Source organism: Flavobacterium ranwuense (assembly GCF_004349315.1).
Taxonomy (GTDB): Bacteria; Bacteroidota; Bacteroidia; order Flavobacteriales; family Flavobacteriaceae; genus Flavobacterium; species Flavobacterium ranwuense.
In genome coordinates this window covers 744,709-770,204 of the sequence record NZ_SMLH01000001.1, presented here as the reverse complement: position 1 = coordinate 770,204, position 25,496 = coordinate 744,709, and the positions used below count along the sequence as shown (strand labels likewise).

Sequence of the window (25,496 nt, the reverse complement as noted above, 5' to 3'; positions counted from 1 at the left end):
ACTATATTATTTATCCGTTAATAGTTGCTTTAATTTGTCCCAACGCGGGTCAATATTTTCTTCTTGTTTATTCTCTTTTTTTTCTTCTTTTACTATCAGTTCATTAAGCTTAGTTAAAGCTTCCGTTTTTAAACTTCCATCTTTAATTCCTGGATGAACACGTCTTAGAGGCACTGACAACACTATCATTTCATAGACATATTGTGCAATATCTATTTCAAACTCTCCATGAGGTAAAATCAACAATTCTTCATTGTCATTATTATATTCCTCCCCAAAACGAACAATTAAATTCATTTTGCCTTTAACTGGCAAGTCAAAATCTTCGCTTGTCAAATCACAAGGTACATTTACTGTCCCTTTATGCTTAAAACTTAACTCCAACAGCGTACTTTTTTTCTCTAAAACTACATTTACTTTGATATTTGAATCTTGATATTCATTATAATCAAAGATTTCAAAGAACGAATTATTTATTTGATACTCAAAATGATGTTTTCCTAGCTTTAATCCTATAAAAGGTATTAAAAATTCTTTTGTCTTCTTCATTTCAACAACAATTTGACCCTAAACTTCGGGAGTGCAAAGATATAAAATTATTGCAAATCTAATAATGTTATTCACTTTTTTTTGTTTACAACTGTTTTTCTTTTGTTTTCAATGGCTTCACACTGATTTCGGCATATTGATTTCTCGAATGATAAATATCAAGTGCCAAATAAACCGCCTCTTTGAATGAGTTAAAATCAGCCACTCCTTTTCCTGCTATATCATAAGCAGTACCATGATCCGGAGACGTTCTTATTTTATTCAAACCTGCCGTATAATTCACTCCATTACCAAAAGACAACGTTTTAAAAGGAATTAATCCTTGATCGTGATAGATCGCAATTATAGCATCATACTTCTCATATTGGTTACTTCCAAAAAAACCATCAGCTGCAAAAGGACCAAACACCAAGGTTCCTTTATCAAATATTTTTTTTAATGTTGGCTTTAATATCAAATCATCTTCAGTACCGATAACTCCTCCGTCACCACAGTGAGGATTTAACCCCAAAACAGCTATTTTAGGCTTATTAATACTGAAATCCTGTATTAATGATTGCTTAACCGTTTCAATTTTTCTTTTAATCAATTCTTCCGTAAGATGAGAAGCCACTTCACTTAACGGAATATGATCCGTCAAGAGCCCAACTCTTAAACTATCCTGAACCATCAACATAAGTGCATTTCCCTCCAATTCTTGATCTAAATAATCCGTATGTCCCGGAAATTTAAAATCCTCTGATTGAATATTATACTTATTTATAGGCGCAGTCACTAATACATCTACAAGACCATCCTTTAAAGCTTTGGTGGCCGCAACAAATGATTTTATAGCATACTCACCTGCCTTAGGATCATTTACTCCAAGATTCAAATCAACTCCTTCTTTCCAAAGATTTAAAACATTAATCTTTCCTGTTACAATTTGATCCAACTTATCAATTCCGTGCAACAAAGAAGTAGACTGAAAACTTTTCTTCACAAAAGATAACAACTTAACATTAGCAAAGATAACAGGAGTACACAACTCCAACATACGAGAATCCTCGAATGTTTTTAAAACAACTTCGCTTCCAATACCGTTTAAATCTCCTATAGAAATCCCGACGATTATATTTTCTGCTTTTTTCATCATGACCTAACGTTATTTATTGCTAATTTTGAAGTGCAAATTTAGTAAAATAAAACAAGAAATGTTTACAGGAATCATAGAAACCCTTGGTGTCATCCAAGAAATAAAAAAAGAGAACAGTAATGTTCACATAACGATGAATTCATCGATTACCAGCGAACTACAAATTGACCAAAGCGTTGCTCATAACGGAATTTGCCTTACAGTTGTTGCAATCAAGGACACCTTCTATACCGTGACCGCCATAGACGAAACGATAAAAAAAACAAATTTAGCCGATTGGAAAGTTGGCGACAGTGTCAACTTAGAAAGGGCAATGAAACTTGGAGACAGACTTGACGGACACATCGTTCAAGGACACGTAGACCAAATAGGAACCTGCATCATCGCAGAGCAAACCAATGGAAGCTGGCTTTACACCTTTGAATATGATGAAAAATTAAACAACATTACTATCGAAAAAGGTTCAATTACCGTAAATGGCGTAAGTTTAACCGTGGTGAATTCTAAAAAAAATCAGTTTAGTGTAGCCATAATCCCTTATACACATGGGCACACTAATTTCAAAACCATTGAAGTTGGCACAAAAATAAATCTTGAATTTGATGTGATTGGCAAATACGTTTCCCGATTATACGCTAACAAATAATCCCCTTAACCATATAAAAACAAAAACCACAATTTAAATTGTGGTTTTTGTTTTTAACATATTGTTGTAAATAATATAAATTCCAAATAACAATGCAATTATCATTAGTATACAAATATTTTCATCAATAGGCAATCCAGGCGGTGGTGGCGGCTTCTTCTTTCCAAAAGGATTTGGAGGCGTAGGCCCCGCAAAAACATCCATAATCCCAAAAAGGAAAATGATTATTATAAAAAAAATATTTTTAAAAATTTTCATAAATCAGAAAGATAAAGCATCAATTACTCCTAAAAAATATTTTTATTTGATAATTTATTTTTTTTACAAAAAAATTCATAGCTTTAACAAAAACAACAGTAATCGTTACAAAAGTATGATTTTTTTACATGAAATATGCTTTTATACTGTTATAAAAAAAAGCCTTTCAAAAAATTGAAAGGCTTTTTACGTGGTCCCACCTGGGCTCGAACCAGGGACCACCTGATTATGAGTCAGGTGCTCTAACCAGCTGAGCTATAGGACCGGTTTAGAGTGTGCAATATTACCACTATTTTTCATTTGCTCCAAATATTTTTGACTTAGATTTTAATATAGTTCAATTATTAACTTATTTCAAATAGAAACCAACTGAAAATTAGAATACTACCCATTTATCTGCAATTAAATTATTTTATTTCCTGACACAATTCTATCAGAACACCATTCGTGCTTTTTGGATGCAGAAATGCAACTAACTTGTTATCAGCTCCTTTTTTCGGAATTTCATTCAAGACTACAAACCCTTCCTTTTTTAAACGCGCTATTTCTGAAACAATATCTTCAACATCAAAAGCGATATGATGAATCCCTTCTCCCTTTTTTTCTAAAAACTTAGCAATAGGACTTTCTGGATTAGTTGCCGCTAAAAGCTCAATTTTATTGGGGCCATTCATAAAAAAAGAAGTTGTCACTCCTTCGGTTTCTACATCTTCGAATTTATAAGCTGGAGCCCCAAAGAGTTTTTCGAAAACTAAATTTGACACTTCTAAGTCTTTAACAGCAATCCCTATATGTTCTATTTTTCTCATTATTTATAATATCGATTCAACATTGGTTTCAAATTTAAACAGTAAACTAGCCGCAACAAAACTTATTTGACGCAAAATTAAACATTAAAAACAAAAAAAGAGAGGCATTCTAAAAAGTAAGCTGAATTAAATCGCTCATAATAATTCTATAAAAAATTTCGATTGCATGAATTATAATTGTTATTTTGTACATTCTAATTATGATTTGATATGTTGAAAAACAATTTAAAATACACCTTCTTTCTATTGCTTTTAGTTATTGTTGGATGTGCCAAAAGAGGCTCCATCACTGGTGGTTTGAAAGATACCATTGCACCCGTTTTAAAAGCAAGTTTTCCGGAAAATTTCAGCAAAAACTTCAAAGGAAACGAGATCAAACTAGTCTTTGACGAAAACATTAAACTTAAAAACCTTAACAAGCAATTGATTATTTCACCACCAATGAAATACGAACCATCGATTCTACCTACTACTCCAAGCAAAACGATTACAATAAAAATCAAAGACACGTTACAACCTAATACCACTTACAGCTTTAATTTTGGACAAAGCATCGCTGACAATAACGAAGGAAATCCGTTTAACCAATTCAAATATGTGTTTTCTACCGGAGACTATATTGACTCTTTAAGCCTTGGCGGAACTGTAAAAAGTGCTTATGACAAAGAAGTAGAATCATTCGTTTCGGTTATGCTTTATGATGTGAATGACACTTTTAAAGATTCAATAGTTTATAATGAGAATCCAAGATATGTGACAAACACATTAGATAGTTTGAAGACTTTTCGTTTTGAGAATTTAAAAGCCGGAAAATATCTTCTTGTAGCGATGAAAGACTACAACAGTAATAACAAATACAATCCAAAAACGGATAAAATTGGATTTAGCAAAGACTTTATTACTATTCCAAACGACACCATTTACGAGTTGGAATTATTTAAGGAAACACTCCCTTTTAAGGCTTTCAAACCAAGCCAAGCATCTGGAAATAAATTGCTTTTGGGATACGACGGCGTTGTGAATTCAGCTAATGACAGACCTAAAATAATCTTGAAAAATAATACTGATGTTTTGTCTACGATTACTACTAAATTCCCGAAAAAGGATTCCCTTCAAATCTGGTATAAACCCATCAAGACAGATTCGTTAAATTTGGCTGTAGCCAAAGACAAATACGAAACCAATTTCACCTTTAAAATAAAAGACCAGAAAAAAGACACCTTAAACATTACGCCTGTGCAAAGTGGCACTTTAAATTTTAGAGATAAATTTACTTTAGAAAGTTCAACTCCATTAATTCGCATTGAGAATTCTAAAATAAATTTGGTTAATAATGTAAAAGCCGCAGTACCTTTTACCACCGAATACGACGAATTTAATCAGAAATTGTATTTTGATTTTAAAAAGGAACCCTTAGAAAATTATACTTTTGAAATTTTGCCTGGAGCGTTAACTGATTTTTTCGAAAAATCAAATGACACTTTGACCTATAAATTAAACACGAGAAACACCTCAGATTATGGGAATCTTTCTGTGGCATTAGAAAATGTGAAGCAATTCCCTGTCATTGTAGAACTGACTAATATAAAAGGTGATGTTTTGGCTACTGAATACACTGAAAAAAACACCACAATAGACTTTAACTTGATTGAACCTGCACTTTATACTTTGCGTGCTATTTATGACACCAATAAAAACAAGGAATGGGATTCCGGTAATTATTTAGAAAAACGTCAAGCTGAAGAAGTCATTTATTTTTCCAAAGAAATTGATGTCCGTGCTAATTGGGATGTAAATCAAATTTTTGATTTGAGCCTTCCATACATTCCGGAACCTAAAAAGAAAACAGATACGAAAACAGAAAAAAAGAACTAAAACTTATATGTTTTTTATTTCAAAAAAATCTCTATCGTTCAAAAAACCTAATTTTTGTCTGGTTTCTAACATTTTTTCTTTGTCTAATTCTACTAAAAAAAAACTTTCAGATTCATCTGGTTCCAAGACATAATTCCCGAGAAAATCGACCGCTTGTGAGTGACCAATGTATTCGTAACCATTTGCATCAGTCCCTATTCTATTGACACCAATCGCATAACTCATATTTTCTATCGCTCGTGCTTTCAATAAAGCATCCCAAGCATTGGTTCTGGTTTTTGGCCAACTTGCCACATAAATCAACAAGTCATAATCCTCTGAATTTCTGGAAAAAGCAGGAAATCGTAAATCATAACAAATCAATGGACAAATTTTCCACCCTAAATAGTCCACAATTATTTTTTGATTTCCCCTTGTGTATACTTTGTCTTCGCCAGCCAAAGTAAATAAGTGCTTTTTATCATAGAATTGAATTTGTCCTGAAGGAAAAACAAATACCATTCTGTTGTAGAAATTACTATTTTCTTCTATAACTAAACTTCCCGTAATGGCACAGTTTCTGGCTTTCGCCAACACTTTAAGCCAAGTTATCGTTTCGCCTTGCATTATTTCAGCAACATTCTCAGGGCTCATTGTAAAACCGCTCGTAAACATTTCCGGCAATACAATTAAATCAACCGCCGAAGCAATTTCATTTATTCTGGCCTCGAAATAATCACGATTTAGCTTTGGATTTTCCCAAATCAAAAGAGCTTGGATCAAGATAACTTTCATGTTGTTTTATTTTTTATAAAAATAAGAAATATCACAACATCATAAGTTCATTATATTAGCAAAAAAAATAACTTTATGAAAAAGATGCTAATCGTAAGTACGATGCTATTTTCCGTTTTAATTTTTGGACAAGAAAAATCAGGTGCAAAACAATTCTGGGAAAATTTACAAAAACAATGTGGCAAATCATTTGAAGGAGAAGTAAAAGAAGGCGCTGCCAATGATACTTTTCGAGATAAGAAATTAGTGATGCACGTTCGCAATTGTGATGATAATACCATTCGAATTCCTTTTTTTGTAGGAGATGACAAATCGAGAACTTGGGTATTAACATACAAAAATGACCGTATTCAATTGAAACACGACCACCGCCACGAAGATGGCTCCGAAGACAAGGTTACACAATATGGCGGAACAACGTCTAATTCTGGTTCATCGACGCTTCAGTTTTTTCCGGCAGATCAAGAAACATGTGATTTAATTCCAAATGCTTCTGCAAATGTCTGGTGGATTACTTTAGACGAAACGTCTTTTACGTACAACCTAAGACGCATCGGTTCAGACCGGTTGTTTACCGTGAAATTTGACATTACAAAAGTAGTCCCAACACCTTCCGCACCTTGGGGATGGAAAGACTAAACAAAATCTAAAATTTATTATATATAAAAAAAACGCATTCAACTTTTACATTGAATGCGTTTTTAGGTTTTTACCTTAAAGCTTTCGACTTTAAGACATTTGACTTTATGACTTGTTTACCCTTTCAAACTTGCAGATAAATATTCTCTGTTCATTCTAGCAATGTTTTCAAGAGAAATTCCTTTTGGACATTCTACTTCACAAGCTCCAGTATTGGTACAGTTACCAAAACCTTCAGCATCCATTTGGCTAACCATGTTTAAAACTCTATCAGTAGCTTCAATTCTTCCTTGTGGCAACAAAGCATATTGAGATACTTTTGCAGCGACAAATAACATTGCCGATGAGTTTTTACAACTCGCCACACAAGCACCACAACCAATACAAGCAGCTGCATCAAATGCATCATCAGCATCTTTCTTGTTAATAGGGATTGTATTGGCATCAATTGTATTTCCTGATGTGTTTACAGATATAAATCCTCCAGCATGCTGAATTCTGTCAAAAGAACTTCTATCCACAACTAAATCTTTAATTACAGGAAACGCTTTTGCTCTAAATGGCTCGATAAAAATGGTATCACCATCCTTGAACATTCTCATGTGCAATTGACATGTCGTAATACCTTTGTCCGGTCCGTGAGCTTCCCCATTGATATACAAAGAACACATTCCGCAAATTCCTTCACGACAATCATGATCAAATGCAACTGGTTCATCTCCTTTCATGATTAATTCATCATTCAAAATGTCAAGCATTTCAAGGAATGACATATCCGGCTCAATATGATCTATAGGATATTCGACTATTTTTCCTTCTGTAGCGGCATTTTTCTGACGCCATATTTTTAATATAAGTTTCATATTTTTAGTTTGAAAGCCATAAAGTCGAAAGTCGAAAGTCGATTGACATTGAGCCATTTGACTTTAAGACGTTAGACATTAGACTATATTATTTATAACTTCTTTGAACTAGTTTCACGTTATCAAAAACCAATGCTTCTTTGTGCAGAACAGCATCGCTCGGTTTTCCTTTGTACTCCCAAGCCGCTACATAAGCAAAATTTTCATCATCGCGTTGTGCTTCACCTTCTTCAGTAGCATATTCCTCACGGAAGTGACCACCACAAGATTCGTTTCTATGCAAAGCATCTTTGGCAAACAATTCTCCTAATTCAAGAAAATCGGCAACACGAGTCGCTTTTTCTAATTCTTGGTTGAATCCTTTGTCCGTTCCCGGCACTTTTACATCTTTGTAAAACTCTTCACGCAAAGCTGCAATTTCTACAATAGCTTCGTTTAACCCTTTCTCATTACGAGCCATACCTACTTTGTCCCACATAATTTTTCCTAATTTCTTGTGAAAATAGTCAACAGAATGTGTTCCTTTATTGTTGATGAATTTCTCGATTTGATCTTTTACCGCTTTTTCTGCAGCAATAAATTCAGGCAAATCCGTAGAAATTGTTCCCATTTTAATATCTGGAGCCAAATAATCTCCAATAGTATAAGGAAGCACAAAATATCCATCAGCCAAACCTTGCATCAATGCCGAAGCACCTAATCTGTTGGCTCCGTGATCTGAGAAGTTCGATTCTCCGATAGAGAAACAACCCGGAATAGTGGTTTGCAAGTTATAATCAACCCATGTTCCTCCCATAGTATAATGCACCGCAGGGTAGATCATCATTGGGGTTTTGTATGGATTCTCATCAACAATTTTGTCATACATTTGAAACAAGTTACCGTACTTATTGGCAACAACAGCAGTTCCTAATTTGATAACCAACTCCGCATCATTGGCATCCAAACCTTTTACATAAACTTGCTCTTTACCGTAACGTTGTATTGCGGCAGCAAAATCTAAATAAACAGCTTCTCCAGTTTTGTTAACTCCAAAACCAGCATCACAACGCTCTTTTGCAGCACGAGAGGCAACATCACGAGGAACAAGATTCCCAAAAGCAGGGTATCTTCTTTCTAAATAATAATCTCTTTCCGCTTCATACAAATCCGTTGGTTTCTTTTTACCTTCACGAATAGCCTTAGCATCTTCTAATTTCGCAGGAACCCAAATACGTCCGTCATTACGCAATGACTCTGACATCAATGTCAGTTTCGATTGGTGATCTCCAGAAACTGGAATACAGGTTGGGTGAATTTGTGTGTAACAAGGATTTGCGAAGAAAGCTCCTTTTTTGTGGATTTTCCAAGCTGCGGTAGCGTTACTTCCCATTGCATTTGTGGAAAGAAAAAATACATTTCCGTAACCTCCGGAAGCAATAACTACTGCATGAGCCGAATGTCTTTCTATTTCACCAGTAACTAAATTACGGGCAATAATCCCTCTTGCTTTTCCGTCTACGACTACTAAATCAAGCATTTCGTGACGGTTGTGCATTTTTATTTTTCCACGACCTATTTGACGGTTCATGGCAGAATATGCTCCTAATAATAATTGTTGACCTGTTTGTCCTTTTGCATAAAAAGTTCTGGAAACTAATGTTCCTCCAAAAGAACGATTATCCAATAATCCTCCATATTCACGAGCCAATGGAACACCTTGTGCCACACATTGGTCAATAATATTTCCTGAAACTTCAGCCAAACGATGTACGTTTGCTTCACGAGCACGATAATCGCCCCCTTTTACAGTATCATAAAACAATCGGAAAGTTGAATCTCCGTCTCCTTGATAATTTTTTGCAGCGTTAATTCCTCCTTGTGCGGCAATTGAGTGCGCGCGACGCGGTGAATCTTGGAAACAAAATGCTTTTACGTTATACCCTAATTCTGCCAATGTTGCAGCAGCAGAACCTCCAGCAAGACCTGTACCAACTATAATTACATCTAAATTACGTTTGTTCGCAGGGTTTACTAAATTAATATGATCTTTATAATTTGTCCATTTGTCCGAAATCGAACCTTCTGGTATTTTTGAGTCTAATGCCATTATAATTGAATATTAATGATTGAAATGATGAAATAATGCAATAAAAATAAATCCAAAAGGAATTATAATTGCAAAAGCGTAACCGAGTTTTTGAGTTCCCAAAGAAACTCTTCTTGCTCCAACAGATTGAAAAGAAGAACTGAATCCATGCCACAAGTGCAATGCCAATAATACAAATGACAAACAGTATAAACCGGTACGAACCGGACTTTCAAATTTAGCTGTCATTTCATGAAAATATCTGGTTTCGTCCAATGGACTAACATCTACATATTTATAAATCATTTCTGGAAACCAAAAATCATAAAAATGCAATCCAAGGAATGCAAAAATAACTGCCCCAGTAACAATCATGTTTCTTGAAGCCCAAGAAGAATTTGCAGCTCCATTGTTTTTTGCATACGCAATTGGTCTTGCTGCACGGTTTTTAAAATCCAAAACAATACCCATGATGAAGTGAAAAACTACTCCAGCAATTAAAACGGGTTGAATTACGAACTGTACTAATGGATTATTTCCCATAAAATGAGAAATCGAGTTGAAAGTGTTTTCACTAAACACCGATGTCATATTGATAAAAAAATGCTGTGCTAGAAACAACATCAAAAAAAGTCCTGAAAGCGCCATAGCTACTTTTTTTGCTATTGACGATTTCAATAATGCAGATTTTGCCATAAGATTTATATAATTTGTTTTAAAAAATTCTACAAAAATAAAGCAATTAGACAGGAACTACAACCTTTTCGCTGTTATTTATAATGATTTTAAAGTGTTTTACACAAAACATCAAGAAATCTTTAAATATCAAACATAAATCTAAAAACAGCCTGAAAAACAGCCAAACAAAAAAGAAAGAAATCTTAACAAAAACGCAGCAAACGGGTTGATTCATTTTACATTCCCACAAATAAGCACCGAGAATTCATACTTGAACTTTCGGCGCTTTTTTTTTAAATACAGCATCTGTCTAACTGAATTTTGTCATGTATTGCTGCACAATTAAATCTGTGTTTTCGTTTCGCATTTTTTGCTCTAATTGTATTGGAGGCGAAGCTCTTTCCAAACAGTTTTTAACCGCGCAGGTTTCGCAGGTAACCCCGACAATCTGTTTTTTAATCGAATCATTTTCGATAAACTTGAATTTTTTCTTTACCGCCGGAGTGATTAAAATCCCTACCGAAATACTGCGGATACAATCTACTTTAAAAGGATCTGGTGTTGCCGATGAAAAAACAAGATATTCATTTTTACTGTTTTCATAACTGGAGATTTGCGCATCAAAAAAGTGGCTTTTCTTTTGCTTTAAAGACTCCTCAATCGTGCGTATAGAAACCCATCTTCGGCAGTAATGTTCATTCATTTCATTCGCGTGGGGCTCCTGCTGGTTCGTAATGTGCAATTCTTTTTTTATCTGATACGTATCCGCTCCTATTTGATGAGACAATCGAAGAAAAAAGAGATTTTTCAACTGAAAATCTTTTGGCAAAATGTTAGTCAACCTTTGATAGAACGACTCAGGCGAAACATTAAATCCACTCATTAAAGCAACCATTTCCTGAGGTTTTGGGTCTGTTTTTAATAAAAATAAATTCAGCTCATCTATCAGTTGTTGTCTGGGAATAAGCAACGCTCCCGCAAAATAAGAAGCATAAAAATTATTCAGAACCTGATCAAAATTATCGAATTTAATCCAACTGAACGTATATAATCTTTCGGTAATCTCAAGATAATTATACGCAATTTCTTTAGCCAGAATAAACGCTTTTTGAGGCTCGTCAATGTCTAACGAAAGGAGTAACGTTTTGCTTTTTGGCACAAATATCGATCTCAAATCCCCCAATTGTTCTTGTTCAGAAAAAACGAGTTCTTTGATCGTATAACCGTATTCCTCGATTAATATCGCTGTTAGTTCCTCGATAGAAATTTTGGTGTCAATATTCACATGAAACGCTTTGGAAAACTGTAGCACTTTAAGTTCTAAATCTTCAAAATAGTTATTATGCGCTTCTTGGTACGAACGCAAAGCCGCCAAGAAAAAACTTTCTCTTGTCAAATTATAATGCTGCGCAATCTCAATAATCGTACTTATAAACGCATTGACTTTTGCAGGAGCATTGGCAATAATATCGATAAGGTCATTTTCCTGAATCCCAAAAATCTCTAAAGGAATCTCTTTAAGAATTCCTGACTTAAGAATTTCTCCAATAGGCGCCAGATTATTATCGAGTTTCAAAGAAACCATATTATCATAGGAAACATCTAACTTTTCAGACAGCAGAATGATTTTATCCGTTTTAGGATACTTTTTCCCTTTTTCAATTTCGTTTAAATATGATTTTGAAAGATCCGTGATTTTGGCTAAACCAAATAAAGACAAATTCTTATTAGTGCGAGCCTGCTTCAGTTTTAACCCAAAAATCAACTTGATATAATCCTTTTCTATGTTCATATTTCAAAGATAAGCTAAAAAATATTTACGCCAAAAAAAATATTTTTCATTTTTAGCGTACGTTCGCTTGTTTTATAAAAAACTTTTCGTAACATTGTCATGTAAAACATTTTAACCATGAAAGATAATATTGAAACAACCGAAAAATTATTACAATTTGCAACTGAAACGAAAGGGCATTATCCAGAAATATTGACGGAGGAAGCGATTGATTTAGTAACAGAATTGCACCAAAGATTCAATGACAAAAGACTTTTGTTATTAGAAGAAAGAAAAAAACAGCAGCATTTATTTGATGCAGGTGCCTTACCAACTTTTCCTTCTGAAACAAAAAGCATCAGAGAAAGTAATTGGGAAGCAGCGAAAACGCCAGAGGATTTATTAGATCGAAGAGTCGAAATAACGGGTCCGGTCGATCGAAAAATGGTCATCAATGCGTTGAATTCGGGAGCAAAAACTTTCATGGCCGATTTTGAAGACAGCACTTCTCCTACTTGGAGCAACTTAATGACGGGCCAACAAAACCTGAAAGATGCGGTAGATAAAACCATCACTCTTGAAGACACTAAAAAAAATAAAAAATACAGTCTGAACGACGAAACTGCCGTACTGATTGTTCGACCAAGAGGTTTGCATTTACCGGAGAAAAATATTTTGATTGACGGAGAACAAACTTCAGGTTCCCTAATTGATTTTGGATTGTATGCTTTTCACAATCACAAACAACTTATTGAGGATGGAACGGCACCGTATTTTTACATTCCAAAACTGGAACATTATCTGGAAGCGAGATGGTGGAATGAAGTTTTCGAATTTACGCAGGAATATTTGGGCGTGAAAAACGGAACATTCAAAGCCACGGTTTTAATCGAAACGATAACTGCCAGTTTTCAATTGGACGAAATCATTTTTGAATTGAAAGACCATATTGTAGGTCTTAATTGCGGGCGATGGGATTACATTTTTTCGTACATCAAAAAACTAAGAAAAAATCCAACTTTCCTAGTTCCAAACAGAGATCAGGTAACTATGACTGCGCCATTTATGAGTGCGTATTCACAATTGGTTATTCAAAGATGTCACAAACGAAATATTCACGCAATTGGCGGAATGGCCGCTCAGATTCCGATAAAAAACAACGAAGAGGCCAATAAAACAGCTTTCGACAAAGTAATTGCGGACAAAGAACGTGAAGCGAAAAATGGACATGATGGCACTTGGGTGGCGCATCCGGATTTAGTTTCGCTTGCCATGACGGTATTCGACAAATACATGCCAACTAAAAACCAAATTCATGTAAAAAGAGAAGACGTACACGTTACTGAAAGTGATTTACTGGAAACTCCAAAAGGAACAATTACTGAAGAAGGCGTTCGAAAAAACATCAGTATATCAGTTTTATATATCGCTTCATGGCTCAATGGACAAGGTGCCGCTGCCTTACATAATTTAATGGAAGATGCCGCTACTGCCGAGATTTCGAGATCCCAATTGTGGCAATGGCTACAAAACGGAGTGATCTTGGACAATCAAAAGGTATTAAATGAAAAATACTATCACCGATTAGCTATGGAAGAATTTGAAAAAATCAGAAAGCTCGTTGGAGACGAAAATCATGAAGAACAAAAATACATACTGGCGGAACAATTACTAGACATTCTGGTCGTGAACGACAGTTTTATCGAGTTTTTGACCATTCCGGGATACAAATACATTTAAAACCCAACATCAATTGCAATAAAAAGAACTATTAAACACCATTAAACCTTTATAAACACTATGAAAACCACAGAAACAAGAATTCAAGAATTAGTTACCGACTGGATTACGAACCCAAGATGGAATGGCATTGAGCGACCATACACCGCAGAGGAAGTGGTAAAATTGCAAGGTTCTTATCAAATAGAGCATAGTGTAGCCAGAATTGGAGCGAATACTTTATGGAATAAGCTAAATTCTCAGGATTTTGTAGCCGGACTTGGCGCGCTTACCGGAAATCAAGCCATTCAAGAAGTTGAAGCGGGCTTAGACGCTATTTATTTGAGTGGATGGCAGGTAGCTGCTGATGCAAACGTAGCTGGCGAAATGTATCCTGACCAATCTTTATATCCTGCTAACAGTGTTCCATTGGTAGTAAAACGTATCAACAATGCCCTTTTGAGAGCAGACCAAATACAAGTCGTTAACGGAACTGCAGACAAAAAAGAATATCTAGTTCCTATTGTTGCTGATGCCGAAGCTGGTTTTGGAGGAAACCTTAACGCTTTTGAATTAATGAAATCCATGATTGAAGCGGGAGCTGCCGGAGTTCACTTTGAAGATCAATTGAGTTCTGCCAAAAAATGTGGCCACTTAGGTGGAAAAGTATTGGTTCCTACACAAGAAGCTATCAATAAATTGATTGCTGCTCGATTAGCAGCTGATGTTATGGGGACGCCAACAATTGTTGTTGCCCGTACAGATGCTGATGCAGCCAACTTACTAACTAGCGATATTGACCCTAGAGACGCTAAATTCATCACAGGTGAAAAAACAGGAGAAGGCTTTTTCTATGTAAATTGTGGTGTGGAGCAAGGAATTGACAGAGGATTGAGTTATGCGCCTTATGCTGATTTAATTTGGATGGAAACCAGCAATCCGGATCTTGATTACGCAAGACAATTTGCCGAAGGAATTCACGCAAAATTCCCGGGGAAAATGTTAGCTTACAACTGTTCGCCTTCTTTCAACTGGGCTGCTAAATTATCAGTTGCTGAAATGGAAACATTCAGAGAAGATCTTGCGGCAATGGGATACAAATTCCAGTTCATCACATTAGCCGGATTCCACGCGTTGAACACCAGCATGTTTGAATTGTCTAAAGCGTACAAAGAAAGAGGAATGGCCGGATATTCTGAATTACAAGAAAGAGAATTTGCTTTGCAAAAACACGGTTTCAAAGCGGTAAAACACCAAGGTTTCGTAGGAACTTCTTATTTTGATGCGGTACAAAATACCGTGACAATCGGAAAATCTTCTACTACTGCGATGAAAGATTCTACAGAAGTAGCACAGTTTTAGAAAAGTAGCAACCATAAAAAAACACGATTTCAGATGAAATCGTGTTTTTTGTTTTTAAAGCTGAATGACTGTTAATTTTGATTCAATAATTTCAAGATCAGTAACGACTTTCTCGCTTCCTTTTTGAATACTGATTTTATTCACTGAAATTGGAAGGTAATATTTGCCGTTTTTAGCTTGTTCCAATTTTAGTTTTTTGTCTTTATTTTTTAATCTATCCGCAGCCTCTTTGGTCAAAGAAAAATCATACTCTTGCTTATTCAACCCTTTTACAGCTTTCACCTTTTGAGAAAAAACAACTTCTTTTAAGCTGTTTTCAATCTGCAGCAGCACTTCTGTATCAGCATTTGAATAAAACCAAATCTCCGCTTTTGGCTCTGAAGCCTTAGCCCAAGAACTCCAACTGTTACCCCAATTTTTGGATTTTTCTATTTTTTTAAGCTCAAAAACATGAAGATTTTTCGCTACAACTTTATCATTCAATTCTTGCACTTGTCCCAAATTGACTTTATACACCGAACGACCGTGGGTTCCTACCACTAAATCTTTTGCTTTCTTTTGAATCACTACATCGTGAACGGCAACATTAGGAATCCCATTAGAAAAATCATCCCAGCTCGTTCCTTTATTTAACGAAACATACAATCCGTTGTCCGTTCCCAGATATAAAATATTCTCATTGACATTATCCTCCACAATTACATTCACTGGACTTGCAGGTAAATTATTCGCTATATTTTTCCAAGTTTGTCCAAAATCATCTGACACATACACATAACTGGCAAAATCATCATTACGATATCCGTTTAAAGTCGCATACACTCTTTCTTTCTTGTGCGCCGAAGCCACGACTCTTGAAACCCATCGGTTTTGAGGTAAATTTCCTGAAATTTTGTTCCAAGTTGCACCGCCATCTTTCGATACATGCAGCAACCCGTCATCGCTTCCCGTGTAGAGTAAACCAAACTGTAATGGGCTTTCGCTGATAGCAGCAATTGTTCCAAAAGCGACATTTCCTTCTTCCACTCCTTGCGTCAAATCAGGCGAAATAGCCGTCCAACTTTCCCCTTGATTCATAGAACGGTGCAAGAAATTAGACCCCATGTACAAGATATCTTGGTTATGCGAAGACAATAAAATAGGCGTTTGCCAATTGAATCGAAAGGGCTTCTCGTCTTTTTTTGGCTTTGGAGAAATATATTCACGCTTGTTATTCGCACGATCTATTCTATAATAATTTCCGAATTGAAACCCTGTAAAAACAATATTTGGATTTCTTTTGTCGATTTGAGTTTGCATTCCATCACCTCCTATCAAATTTTCATACGGATATTTTCCAGTTTGGTACCATTCTGACGAATATTTGTAATTACTTGGTCCAACCCAAACACCATTATCCTGCATTCCGCCATAAATATTATACGGTTCTTGTTCATCCACATTCACTGAATAAAACTGACTCACAGAATGCGAATTACTTTTCACCCAATGCGCTCCATCATCATACGAAATATTCAACCCGCCGTCATTTCCGTTAATTAAATGCCCCGATTTATTCGGATTCACCCAAACTACGTGATGATCCGAGTGAACATTATCTTCACTTATGGATGTAAATGTTTTTCCGCCATCATTTGATTTTATAACGGGCACACCCGATAAATAAATTTTATTCACATCGTTCGGATCAACAGAAATAACGCTGAAATAATATCCGTATGAATAAAAGAAATCATCGATAAAATCCTGATGGGTCTTAGTCCAATTTTTTCCTCCGTTATCTGATTTGTATACTTCGGCACCTATAACTTCTGTCTCGGCTAAACTGTTAATGGCATCCAGAACCACTTTGGCGGCTTCATCAGGTTGCAAATATCCGTTTTGAACCCAGTGTTTAATATTTTCGGCTCTGTATTTTTCGGTCAATCCGTAATTCTTTAAAATAGAATTCAAACTTTTATTTGGTATTTTTAAGAATTCGTCTCCCGGCATAGAAAACGCAATCGGTAACGAATTACTTTTTTTGGACTGCAACGGTCTTTTGAATTGGTTATCCAAAATGGCATAAACGTTAGAATCATCATAGACCGCTAAACCAATACGACCAACGCCTTCCCCTACTGGAAATCCGCTTTCACCAGTTGTAAAAAGCTTCCATGTCAATCCTGCATCTTCACTTTTATAAATTCCCGAAGTGGCTCCACTTCCTATAAAATCCCATGCTTTTCTGTCTTTACTCCAAGAAGCCGCATATTGAACCTTGAAATTTTTTGGCGAAACAGCCACATCTATAATCCCTGTTTCATCGTCTATATAAAGTGCTTTATTCCACGTTTTCCCTCCATTAGTTGTTTTATAAACCCCTCGTTCTTCATTTTTTGAATACAAATGACCCACTGCTCCCACAACAACTTCATCAGGATTTGAAGGATTAATCAGGATTCTGCTGATGTGATGACTGTCGTGCAATCCCATATTTTGCCAAGTCTTTCCTTTATCTTCGGATTTCAAAATTCCAATTCCGGCATAAGACGAGCGGGACGAATTTACTTCGCCAGTTCCTACCCAAATGGTCCCTCGTTTCCAGTCTATCGCGATATCACCCACATTTTGCGTAGGCGCCGCATCCATAACAGGCAAAAAACTCATCCCATTATTATTTGTGTACCAAAGTCCGCCTGAAGCATACCCCACATAAAATTCGGTTGGATTTTCCGGATTCACATCCACATCCACCACTCTGCCGCTCATCACCGTTGGACCCACATTTTCGAAAGTAACATTCTGGAAAAGCGATTGTTTCTCCATTTGTTTTTTGGCTTCCAAGGCTTGCTGAATTACTTCAGTAGAAGCTTGTCCCCAAGAAACACTTTGTAGAATAAGGGCCGAAAAGAGTACTATTTTTTTCATGTAAATTGATTTGAATTGGAAAATTAATCATAAAAATAGTTATCTGAAAATTTTATAGTCTAATTAACATCCTTTTCTCTCAAAGTTAGTATTTTTGAATTTTCAATGTATAAAAACGAATTGTTATGAAATACCATCAAATTGACCGAGATTTATTTATAAAAAATAGAGAAAAATTCATGGCTCAGATGAAGCCAAAAAGCGTTGCTATTTTCAATTCCAATGATATTTATCCCGTTTCTGCTGATAGCACTTTGCCTTTTGCACAACACCGCGACATCTTTTATTTAAGCGGAGTAGATCAGGAAGAAAGCATTTTATTGCTTTTTCCGGATGCGCCTTACGAGCATCAAAGAGAAATGATTTTTTTGAAAGAAACCAGCGAGCACATTGCGATTTGGGAAGGTGAAAAACTGACTAAAGAGCGCGCTTTTGAAGTAACAGGAATCAGAACCGTGTATTGGTTACAAGAATTTGAGAAAGTCTTATTCGAAATGATGACGCATTCTGACACGATTTACATCAATACTAACGAACATTATCGTGCTACCGTAGAAACCGAAACGCGTGAAGCCCGTTTTGTAAAATGGTGGAAAGACAAATATCCCGCTCATGCTGTCGCAAAAAGTAATCCGATATTGCAACGCCTTCGTTCTGTAAAAGAAACTGAAGAATTGGATTTAATCCAAAAAGCCTGTAACATTACCGAACTTGGTTTTAGAAGATTATTATCCTTTGTAAAACCAAACGTTACCGAATACGAAATCGAAGCCGAGTTGATTCATGAATTCATTCGCAACCGTTCCAGAGGTTTTGCATACACGCCAATTATCGCTTCCGGAAACAATGCCAATGTGTTGCACTACATCGAAAACAACCAACAATGCAAAGCAGGTGATTTGATTTTACTAGATGTTGCGGCAGAATACGCCAATTATTCCAGTGACATGACGCGAACAATTCCGGTTTCAGGAAAGTACACCAAAAGACAAAAAGAAGTGTACAATGCGGTTTTACGTGTAAAAAATGAAGCAACCAAAATGCTGACAACAGGAACACTTTGGAAACAATACCATATTGAAGTCGGGAAATTAATGACTTCAGAATTACTAGGTTTGGGTCTTATTGACAAAGCCGATGTACAAAATGAAAATCCGGAATGGCCCGCTTATAAAAAATATTTCATGCACGGAACATCCCACCACATGGGATTGGACACGCACGATTACGGAATCCTGACCGAGCCCATGCAAGCCAATATGGTGTTCACCGTTGAGCCGGGAATTTACATTCCTGCTGAAGGTTTCGGAATCCGTCTGGAAGACAACATCATCGTTCAGGAAAGTGGCGAACCATTCAACATGATGCGCAACATCCCAATTGAAGTGGACGAAATCGAAGAATTAATGAACAGTTAATTCCTTAAAATAAATACAACCAAATCGGTTTACAGCAATGTGAACCGATTTTTTTTTGGGCGCAACCCAACCTCCATAAACTCCGGTTGCGTCGGGCTATCCGCTGCAAGCCCTCGCACCGCAAAAAAAATGCGGCGCTATGGGCTTTCCGCTATTATCCCTTGCGCGCTTCAACAAGAAAACATATAACTCAATAACATCAACTCCAAAATTCATCATAAAACCGTAACTTTATAATCAAGCTTCCGACTTATTTAAAATAATAAATGTTTTGAAAAACATCATATTTTTATAAACAATAACCATTAAGAAATTAAGAAAAATTAAGCTCTGATTCTTAATGAAACTTAATTTCTTAATGGTAAAAACTTTTAAATAAAAACTTAAAGTACAGAAATCATGCAAGCACACGAAATAGACTACCACATATATGGCGAGGAAATGCAATATGTGGAAATAGAATTAGATCCTCAGGAAATTGTAATTGCCGAAGCGGGAAGTTTTATGATGATGGACAATAATATCCAAATGGAAACCATTTTTGGAGACGGTTCCGGACAGGAAAACGGATTATTAGATAAACTTTTAAGTGCAGGAAAAAGAGTCCTGACCGGCGAAAGTCTTTTCATGACTGCGTTCATCAATCAAAACAATACCAAAAGCAAAGTTTCATTTGCCTCACCGTATCCCGGAAAAATTATCCCAATTGACTTAACGCAATTTAACGGAAAATTCATCTGCCAGAAAGACGCCTTTCTCTGCGCTGCCAAAGGCGTTTCCGTTGGAATCGAATTCTCTAAAAAACTGGGTCGCGGATTGTTTGGCGGCGAAGGTTTCATCATGCAAAAATTAGAAGGCGACGGTCTGGCGTTTGTACATACCGGTGGAACATTGGCCAAGAAAGAATTAGCCGCAGGCGAAATCCTAAAAGTTGACACCGGTTGTATCGTAGGCTTTACCAAAGATGTCGATTACGACATTGAGTTTATTGGCGGCATCAAGAATTCTATTTTTGGTGGAGAAGGATTATTTTACGCCACACTTCGTGGTCCGGGAACGGTTTACGTACAATCCTTGCCTTTCAGCCGACTCGCAGATAGAATCATCGCATCTGCTCCAAGAGCGGGCGGAAACAGTCGCGACGAAGGCAGTTTATTAGGCGGATTAGGAAGTTTGCTTAATGGCGATAAACGATTTTAATTTTTACAAACGGCTTTCAGAAATGGAAGCTATTTTTTTAAACTATATAAGAATTTAGTAGCAATTCTTAAATGAACTTAAATTTCTTATATGGTTAAAAAACACATTTTGTTTAATTATTGTCTCCAACGATTTTTTCAATTTTCACCTCGTGTTTTTTCGGCAACCCTTTTAAACGATTATTATAATAGAAAATCATAAAAAAATAAAATGCTATTTTTGTAGACTAAATTTCCATTTTGAAACAAATTCTCTTTAAAAACACCAACATCTCCTATTCCGACACCGGGAAAGGAACCGCTATTGTCTTACTTCATGGTTTCTTGGAAAACAAAGGCATGTGGGATTTTTACATTCCGGAATTTGCTAAAAAAAATCGCGTCATCGCGATTGATTTATTGGGACATGGCGAAACGGAATGTTTGAGTTACGTACAAACGATGGAAGATAATGCCGATGCCGTTCACGCTGTTTTATCGGAATTGCGCATCCGAAAAGCCATTTTTGTCGGGCATTCTATGGGCGGTTATGTCGCTTTGGCTTTCGCCGAATTATATCCTGACACCATAAAAGGATTGGTTTTATTAAACTCTACCGCAAGAGCCGACAGTGAGGAACGAAAAACAAATCGGGATCGAGCTATCAAAGCCGTAAAAAAATCTTTTATGAACTTTGTTTCACTCTCTATTGCAAACTTATTCAGTGAATCCAATAGAGAACGACTTACTTTAGAAATTGAAAGTGTAAAAAAAGAAGCTTTAAAAACACCGCTTCAAGGAATCGTTGCTTCACTGGAAGGAATGAAAATAAGACAAGATCGGGAAGTCTTATTACATCTTACGCCCTATCCAAAATTATTAATTCTGGGCGAAAAAGATCCTGTTTTAAATTACGAAGAAACCAAAGAACAAATCGAAAACACGACTGTCAAACTGGTAACTTTTCCGGACGGACACATGACTCACATTGAGAACCAAGACCAATTATTGATTGTATTGTTGGCTTTTTTCAAAAGCATTTAAATCATTCTTGATTTCAAATATCCTTTTTCAACCAATTCGCTTTTGTCTTTTAAGTGGTGCATTTTTCCTTCTTTCATCAACGCTAGTTTTGTGGAGACTTTAATCACATTTTCATAATTATGATCCGTGATAATGATGCCTTTTACACTGGACATTGCAGTGATTAATTCATTTATCTTTTCAATCATTATGGGAGACAAACCATTGTAAGGCTCGTCCAGCAAAACAAATTTTGACGCATTATTCAGGATTAATTTAATTTCTAAATACCGTAATTCTCCGCCGGACAAATGCTTTATTTTTTTGTTCAGCATCGATTGAATCATTTCATCAGCATAAAAATCCTGTAGTTTCTCTTTGTCAATAGACAATAAAATTGTCTTTTGTATCGAAAATGAATTTGGAATAAAATTATCTTGAGGCAAGTAACTAATTTCATTTAGCAAATCGCTGGTTTTTGATTTCACGACGCCATCTACCCGAACAAATTTAAAATCAGCAGCTACAATTCCGAAAATGATTTTTAACAAAGTAGATTTTCCGGAACCATTTCTTCCTAAAATGCCAATGATATCAGCCGTTTCGCATTTCAAATACACATCGAAAACTATAATTTTTCCATCATATTGTTTTTGAACACTGTCAACTTCTAAAATATTTTTAATCATACGAGTTTCAGCACTACATTAATGACTAAAATCAGCACGATCGAAAAAACAAAATTCATTAGAAAACCATAAGCAAACAATTGCATTTTTGAAATTCCGTTGTTGTAATAGAACAGGTATTCACTTTTAGCATTCACTTCTTTTATCAAAATACTGATGAAGAAACCAAAAATAATAAGTACGTATTTGAAGGTTTCAAATCCTCCAAAAACCCATGCCAAAGCGCTTATTGACATGTTTATTGTCAATGTACTTTTATAAAACGCAAAGATGTTGGCTGATTTTCTGATTGGGAATGCTGTTTAAATTATTTTCTCTTCAAAAGGAATATTCTCATCTAAAATTTCGCTTAATAAAAGAACCATTTGTTCTATATAATTACTCAAAATTTCTTCATTTATAATTGAATTGGTGTCCTTTTCTTCTTTAAAATTAAACGGAAGAAATCCTGCTTTCAAATTTTTAAAGGAAATAATTCCGGCTTCAATTGGTTTTCCCTTCGCCTCTTTTTCGTACATGAACGCATAAGCTAAAACCTGAATGATTTTGTCGCTTTTAATGTCTTCCGTTAATCCTTTCCAGGATTTCAAAGTGACGCTAGCTTTTTCTACTTTTCCAGTTTTGTAATCGATAATTCTAATGATTCCGTTACGCTCTTCAATTCTATCTACATTACCTTTTATCAATATCGGAAAAGGTAAATTAGGATGATTTAAAGTACGTCCAAATGTTTGCTCCAAAGCAATAATTTTTATCGCATCGCCACTCTTAATACTTTCTAATTCTACTTTCAAGAAATTCGAAACATTTCGTTTGGCGACTTCAAACGCCAATAAATTTCGTCCTTTTTTGATCTCGCCTTCTTTGTAAACCAATTTAAATTGCTTTAAAACCTCAGCGTCAATTTGTTTGAAACAATTTAAAATATCACTTTCTGAAATAAATTTACTAATGAATGGTTCGTATAAAACCTTCAAAGTTTCGTGGATAATGGTTCCCAACGTATTCAAGGCAATATTTTCTTCGACTTCTTCGACTTCACTGATGCGCAAAATCTTTTGGAAATAAAACTGAATCGGATTTCGGATATAACTCGTCAATGCTGATGGAGAAAACCCTTTTTCTGCAATTTCTTTCAATCGTACCATCACACTTTCTGACTTTGGAATTACCATCGGTTGATATGCCGTTTCAGGTAAAACTGCATTGTAAATTTCATGTATCAAAGTATGATTTTTTTGCCTTTCGACCTCGAGTTGCGTTATGAATCGGCTTTTTTCACCTGCATCCAATCCTTCACTTTCTGTATTATAAATTAAATAGATATTCTTTGCTCTTTGTAACAAATGGTAAAAATGATAGGTATAAATAGCGTCTTTTTCTTTGAATGTCGGCAAACCCAATTCGCGTTTCACATCATACGGAATAAAAGAATTTTGCGATTTTCCCGCCGGAAATTTCCCTTCATTCATCGAAGTGACAATAACGGTATCAAAGTCCAAAACACGGCTTTCTAACACTCCCATAATCTGCAAACCATTCAAAGGTTCTCCTTCAAAAGAAACTTCGGCCAAATCAATTACTTGTTTGTATATGGCATAAAGTGTTTCTATTTTATCAATATGTTCGTGCTTCGAATAATAATTAATTAGTTTATTGATTACCTTAAAAATGGCAAAAACAAAAGACTTAGTGATTTTTTCTTCTTCATTGTCATTGCTCAAATTGTTTTTAATCGTTTGCAATAATTTGGAAATAGTCTCTAATACCGGAATCGAGCCGTTTTCCCATTTTTGGAATAACAAAAGAAATAACTCCGATGGATTTGCATTTAATTCCATCAATTTATGATGCGTAATAAAAGTATAATTGTTTTGATTGATGGTATGGACAAGCGCGCTGGTTTTCGCATACGGTTCCACCAAAGGATGGGTCAAAACATCCAATACATCTTTGTAATACAACACGTAACTTTTGGCATTTCTGGAGAATGCATTCGTGTGCATTTTGAATAATTTGGCAATCAAAATCTGCGCTGGATTGTTCTTACTCGAATACCCCATAGTAATATTCAAAGCGCCAACGCTTGACGGTAACGAATATAAAAGCGGAACCAAAAGATTTTCCTCTCCCAGAACCACAGCTACTTTATCAAGCTTCCCTTCTGGGTTTTCATTGATGATCTTTTCAATAATACTTCCGGCTATTTTAGCCTGACCAATTGTTTTTGGTGTTCCAATAATCTGAATGTTTTTAGTCTGCGAAAAATCATTTACAATCCATTCAAACGGATGTTGTTTATAATGTTTCCAGCTTTCTTTGAAACGTCGTACAAACAGCCCTGCATCGTGATATGGATCATTTAGAAAGGTTTGATCTACATCCCAATATATTTTGGCCTGATCAGAAGCGATAAGGTGCTGGATTATTTTTTCTTCGGCTGCATTCAACGCATTAAAACCAGCAAACACAAATTGTTTGTCTTGTACAGAATTCGAAAAATGATTTAGATTGTTTACCGCTTCCCTATAAATCAAGCCCTGATAACCGATTCCTTTATTCAGCAAATGAGTATAAAGGGATTGATAGTAATTGGGCAGTAACTTCCAAAAATCAATATATTTCTCTAATAAGGCCGTTTTGTTTTCGACTTCAATTCCCCACTTTTTGATGTCTTCAATATCTTTCAAATACGAAAGAACATGGGATGGTTCTAATAAATAAAGGTCAATTTCATTAAAATCCTGCAACAATGTTTTTGCCCAATTGGCAAACAATTCAAAGGTTTGTTGATTTGCTTTATCGGTAATAGATAAGTAGACTTCGTAGAATTCAAATAATAATTCAATGGGCTCTATGGTACGAATACCGGCTATGTTTTGAACAAAATCTTCAATACTTATAATTTCGGGCGAAAGTATATTTGTTGTGACTTGATTTTTTAAGGCTTCAATTAAGAATATTTTGGCTCGTTTGTTTGGTAAAACAACAATTGTATTAGAAAGATTGTCCGAGTGATTTTCGATTAAAACCGAAGCTATTTTATCTAAAAAAGAAGTATTTGTCATTTTATAAAAATAAAAAAAACGCCCCGATAAATCGAGGCGTTTTCCATAAATATTTTAGAAAGAA

Annotated in this window: 21 protein-coding genes and 1 tRNA gene; 8 read left to right on the top strand and 14 right to left on the bottom strand. The window is 35.5% G+C overall.

The genetic code is table 11. From position 1 onward, the window contains the following. Positions 1–6 precede the first annotated feature (6 nt). Positions 7–549 carry a YceD family protein gene (locus tag E0I61_RS03370; RefSeq protein WP_132069410.1) on the bottom strand — a complete coding sequence of 181 codons (543 nt, stop codon included), beginning with the start codon at positions 547–549 and terminating at the stop codon, positions 7–9. 85 nt (positions 550–634) lie between these two features. Continuing rightward, complete coding sequence (pdxA, locus tag E0I61_RS03365; RefSeq protein ID WP_132069408.1) at positions 635–1,684, bottom strand: 4-hydroxythreonine-4-phosphate dehydrogenase PdxA; 1,050 nt, start codon at positions 1,682–1,684, stop codon at positions 635–637. 58 nt (positions 1,685–1,742) lie between these two features. Between pdxA and E0I61_RS03360 the strand changes: the two genes are divergently transcribed. After that, complete coding sequence (locus E0I61_RS03360) at positions 1,743–2,330, top strand: riboflavin synthase (RefSeq protein WP_132069406.1); 588 nt, start codon at positions 1,743–1,745, stop codon at positions 2,328–2,330. A gap of 33 nt (positions 2,331–2,363) precedes the next feature. Here the strand turns inward: E0I61_RS03360 and E0I61_RS03355 are convergent, their stop codons facing one another. From E0I61_RS03355 to mce, 3 genes are all read right to left on the bottom strand, one after another. After that, positions 2,364–2,588: a hypothetical protein gene (locus E0I61_RS03355; protein WP_132069404.1), complete on the bottom strand. Its 225-nt coding sequence runs from the start codon at positions 2,586–2,588 to the stop codon at positions 2,364–2,366. A 191-nt stretch (positions 2,589–2,779) separates the two neighbouring features. Next, a tRNA-Ile gene (locus E0I61_RS03350) sits at positions 2,780–2,853 on the bottom strand. Between the two features lie 142 nt (positions 2,854–2,995). After that, the gene (gene mce / locus E0I61_RS03345) at positions 2,996–3,397 is read right to left on the bottom strand and encodes a methylmalonyl-CoA epimerase (protein WP_132069402.1); all 402 of its coding nucleotides are present in this window, start codon (positions 3,395–3,397) and stop codon (positions 2,996–2,998) included. 210 nt (positions 3,398–3,607) lie between these two features. Here mce and E0I61_RS03340 point away from each other — a divergent pair, with 210 nt between their 5' ends. Next, positions 3,608–5,272: an Ig-like domain-containing protein gene (locus E0I61_RS03340; protein ID WP_132069400.1), complete on the top strand. Its 1,665-nt coding sequence runs from the start codon at positions 3,608–3,610 to the stop codon at positions 5,270–5,272. Between the two features lie 3 nt (positions 5,273–5,275). On the opposite strand, the gene E0I61_RS03335 is transcribed toward E0I61_RS03340, so the two are convergent. Next, positions 5,276–6,046, bottom strand: coding sequence for a nitrilase family protein (locus E0I61_RS03335; protein ID WP_132069398.1), 771 nt, complete (start codon positions 6,044–6,046; stop codon positions 5,276–5,278). Positions 6,047–6,121: 75 nt separating this feature from the next. On the opposite strand from E0I61_RS03335, the gene E0I61_RS03330 reads away from it, so the two are divergent. Continuing rightward, the gene (locus tag E0I61_RS03330) at positions 6,122–6,685 is read left to right on the top strand and encodes a hypothetical protein (RefSeq protein WP_132069396.1); all 564 of its coding nucleotides are present in this window, start codon (positions 6,122–6,124) and stop codon (positions 6,683–6,685) included. A gap of 116 nt (positions 6,686–6,801) precedes the next feature. On the opposite strand, the gene E0I61_RS03325 is transcribed toward E0I61_RS03330, so the two are convergent. The 4 genes from E0I61_RS03325 to E0I61_RS03310 all read right to left on the bottom strand — a co-directional run bounded on the left by E0I61_RS03325 (position 6,802) and on the right by E0I61_RS03310 (position 12,086). Further along, positions 6,802–7,548, bottom strand: a complete 747-nt coding sequence (locus E0I61_RS03325) for a succinate dehydrogenase/fumarate reductase iron-sulfur subunit (RefSeq protein WP_131990430.1) — start codon at positions 7,546–7,548, stop codon at positions 6,802–6,804. A gap of 88 nt (positions 7,549–7,636) precedes the next feature. Further along, positions 7,637–9,637, bottom strand: coding sequence for a fumarate reductase/succinate dehydrogenase flavoprotein subunit (locus E0I61_RS03320; protein ID WP_132069394.1), 2,001 nt, complete (start codon positions 9,635–9,637; stop codon positions 7,637–7,639). Positions 9,638–9,649: 12 nt separating this feature from the next. Further along, entirely contained in the window at positions 9,650–10,312 is a 663-nt protein-coding gene (locus tag E0I61_RS03315) for a succinate dehydrogenase cytochrome b subunit (protein ID WP_131990432.1), read from the bottom strand. 292 nt (positions 10,313–10,604) lie between these two features. After that, positions 10,605–12,086 carry a helix-turn-helix domain-containing protein gene (locus E0I61_RS03310; protein WP_131990433.1) on the bottom strand — a complete coding sequence of 494 codons (1,482 nt, stop codon included), beginning with the start codon at positions 12,084–12,086 and terminating at the stop codon, positions 10,605–10,607. A 117-nt stretch (positions 12,087–12,203) separates the two neighbouring features. Here E0I61_RS03310 and aceB point away from each other — a divergent pair, with 117 nt between their 5' ends. After that, entirely contained in the window at positions 12,204–13,805 is a 1,602-nt protein-coding gene (aceB, locus tag E0I61_RS03305; RefSeq protein ID WP_132069392.1) for a malate synthase A, read from the top strand. 60 nt (positions 13,806–13,865) lie between these two features. Beyond that, positions 13,866–15,146, top strand: a complete 1,281-nt coding sequence (gene aceA, locus E0I61_RS03300; RefSeq protein ID WP_131990435.1) for an isocitrate lyase — start codon at positions 13,866–13,868, stop codon at positions 15,144–15,146. A gap of 54 nt (positions 15,147–15,200) precedes the next feature. Here the strand turns inward: aceA and E0I61_RS03295 are convergent, their stop codons facing one another. Next, entirely contained in the window at positions 15,201–18,056 is a 2,856-nt protein-coding gene (locus tag E0I61_RS03295; protein ID WP_132069390.1) for a WD40/YVTN/BNR-like repeat-containing protein, read from the bottom strand. Between the two features lie 125 nt (positions 18,057–18,181). On the opposite strand from E0I61_RS03295, the gene E0I61_RS03290 reads away from it, so the two are divergent. The 3 genes from E0I61_RS03290 to E0I61_RS03280 all read left to right on the top strand — a co-directional run bounded on the left by E0I61_RS03290 (position 18,182) and on the right by E0I61_RS03280 (position 21,696). Continuing rightward, positions 18,182–19,474 carry an aminopeptidase P family protein gene (locus E0I61_RS03290; protein ID WP_132069388.1) on the top strand — a complete coding sequence of 431 codons (1,293 nt, stop codon included), beginning with the start codon at positions 18,182–18,184 and terminating at the stop codon, positions 19,472–19,474. A 399-nt stretch (positions 19,475–19,873) separates the two neighbouring features. Beyond that, positions 19,874–20,674, top strand: a complete 801-nt coding sequence (locus E0I61_RS03285; RefSeq protein WP_132069386.1) for a TIGR00266 family protein — start codon at positions 19,874–19,876, stop codon at positions 20,672–20,674. 239 nt (positions 20,675–20,913) lie between these two features. Further along, the gene (locus tag E0I61_RS03280; RefSeq protein WP_132069384.1) at positions 20,914–21,696 is read left to right on the top strand and encodes an alpha/beta fold hydrolase; all 783 of its coding nucleotides are present in this window, start codon (positions 20,914–20,916) and stop codon (positions 21,694–21,696) included. Here E0I61_RS03280 and E0I61_RS03275 read toward each other — a convergent pair. The 3 genes from E0I61_RS03275 to E0I61_RS03265 all read right to left on the bottom strand — a co-directional run bounded on the left by E0I61_RS03275 (position 21,693) and on the right by E0I61_RS03265 (position 25,432). Continuing rightward, positions 21,693–22,364 (bottom strand): ATP-binding cassette domain-containing protein, encoded by a 672-nt coding sequence (locus tag E0I61_RS03275; protein WP_132069382.1) that lies wholly within the window; start codon positions 22,362–22,364, stop codon positions 21,693–21,695. The two genes, E0I61_RS03280 and E0I61_RS03275, sit on opposite strands and share 4 nt — an antisense overlap. Further along, the gene (locus E0I61_RS03270; RefSeq protein ID WP_132069380.1) at positions 22,361–22,600 is read right to left on the bottom strand and encodes a hypothetical protein; all 240 of its coding nucleotides are present in this window, start codon (positions 22,598–22,600) and stop codon (positions 22,361–22,363) included. Before E0I61_RS03270 ends, E0I61_RS03275 begins: the two co-directional genes overlap by 4 nt. Positions 22,601–22,666: 66 nt before the next feature. After that, on the bottom strand, positions 22,667–25,432 hold the full coding sequence (locus E0I61_RS03265; RefSeq protein WP_132069378.1) for a PD-(D/E)XK nuclease family protein: 2,766 nt from the start codon (positions 25,430–25,432) through the stop codon (positions 22,667–22,669). Between the last annotated feature and the right edge of the window lie 64 nt (positions 25,433–25,496).

Excerpts from the sequence above, each read along its gene's own strand:
- E0I61_RS03370 (WP_132069410.1), bottom strand. The coding sequence starts at position 549 with ATGAAGAAGACAAAAGAATTTTTAATACCTTTTATAGGATTAAAGCTA.
- pdxA (WP_132069408.1), bottom strand. The coding sequence starts at position 1,684 with ATGATGAAAAAAGCAGAAAATATAATCGTCGGGATTTCTATAGGAGAT.
- E0I61_RS03360 (WP_132069406.1), top strand. The coding sequence starts at position 1,743 with ATGTTTACAGGAATCATAGAAACCCTTGGTGTCATCCAAGAAATAAAA.
- E0I61_RS03355 (WP_132069404.1), bottom strand. The coding sequence starts at position 2,588 with ATGAAAATTTTTAAAAATATTTTTTTTATAATAATCATTTTCCTTTTT.
- mce (WP_132069402.1), bottom strand. The coding sequence starts at position 3,397 with ATGAGAAAAATAGAACATATAGGGATTGCTGTTAAAGACTTAGAAGTG.
- E0I61_RS03340 (WP_132069400.1), top strand. The coding sequence starts at position 3,608 with ATGTTGAAAAACAATTTAAAATACACCTTCTTTCTATTGCTTTTAGTT.
- E0I61_RS03335 (WP_132069398.1), bottom strand. The coding sequence starts at position 6,046 with ATGAAAGTTATCTTGATCCAAGCTCTTTTGATTTGGGAAAATCCAAAG.
- E0I61_RS03330 (WP_132069396.1), top strand. The coding sequence starts at position 6,122 with ATGAAAAAGATGCTAATCGTAAGTACGATGCTATTTTCCGTTTTAATT.
- E0I61_RS03325 (WP_131990430.1), bottom strand. The coding sequence starts at position 7,548 with ATGAAACTTATATTAAAAATATGGCGTCAGAAAAATGCCGCTACAGAA.
- E0I61_RS03320 (WP_132069394.1), bottom strand. The coding sequence starts at position 9,637 with ATGGCATTAGACTCAAAAATACCAGAAGGTTCGATTTCGGACAAATGG.
- E0I61_RS03315 (WP_131990432.1), bottom strand. The coding sequence starts at position 10,312 with ATGGCAAAATCTGCATTATTGAAATCGTCAATAGCAAAAAAAGTAGCT.
- E0I61_RS03310 (WP_131990433.1), bottom strand. The coding sequence starts at position 12,086 with ATGAACATAGAAAAGGATTATATCAAGTTGATTTTTGGGTTAAAACTG.
- aceB (WP_132069392.1), top strand. The coding sequence starts at position 12,204 with ATGAAAGATAATATTGAAACAACCGAAAAATTATTACAATTTGCAACT.
- aceA (WP_131990435.1), top strand. The coding sequence starts at position 13,866 with ATGAAAACCACAGAAACAAGAATTCAAGAATTAGTTACCGACTGGATT.
- E0I61_RS03295 (WP_132069390.1), bottom strand. The coding sequence starts at position 18,056 with ATGAAAAAAATAGTACTCTTTTCGGCCCTTATTCTACAAAGTGTTTCT.
- E0I61_RS03290 (WP_132069388.1), top strand. The coding sequence starts at position 18,182 with ATGAAATACCATCAAATTGACCGAGATTTATTTATAAAAAATAGAGAA.
- E0I61_RS03285 (WP_132069386.1), top strand. The coding sequence starts at position 19,874 with ATGCAAGCACACGAAATAGACTACCACATATATGGCGAGGAAATGCAA.
- E0I61_RS03275 (WP_132069382.1), bottom strand. The coding sequence starts at position 22,364 with ATGATTAAAAATATTTTAGAAGTTGACAGTGTTCAAAAACAATATGAT.
- E0I61_RS03270 (WP_132069380.1), bottom strand. The coding sequence starts at position 22,600 with ATGTCAATAAGCGCTTTGGCATGGGTTTTTGGAGGATTTGAAACCTTC.
- E0I61_RS03265 (WP_132069378.1), bottom strand. The coding sequence starts at position 25,432 with ATGACAAATACTTCTTTTTTAGATAAAATAGCTTCGGTTTTAATCGAA.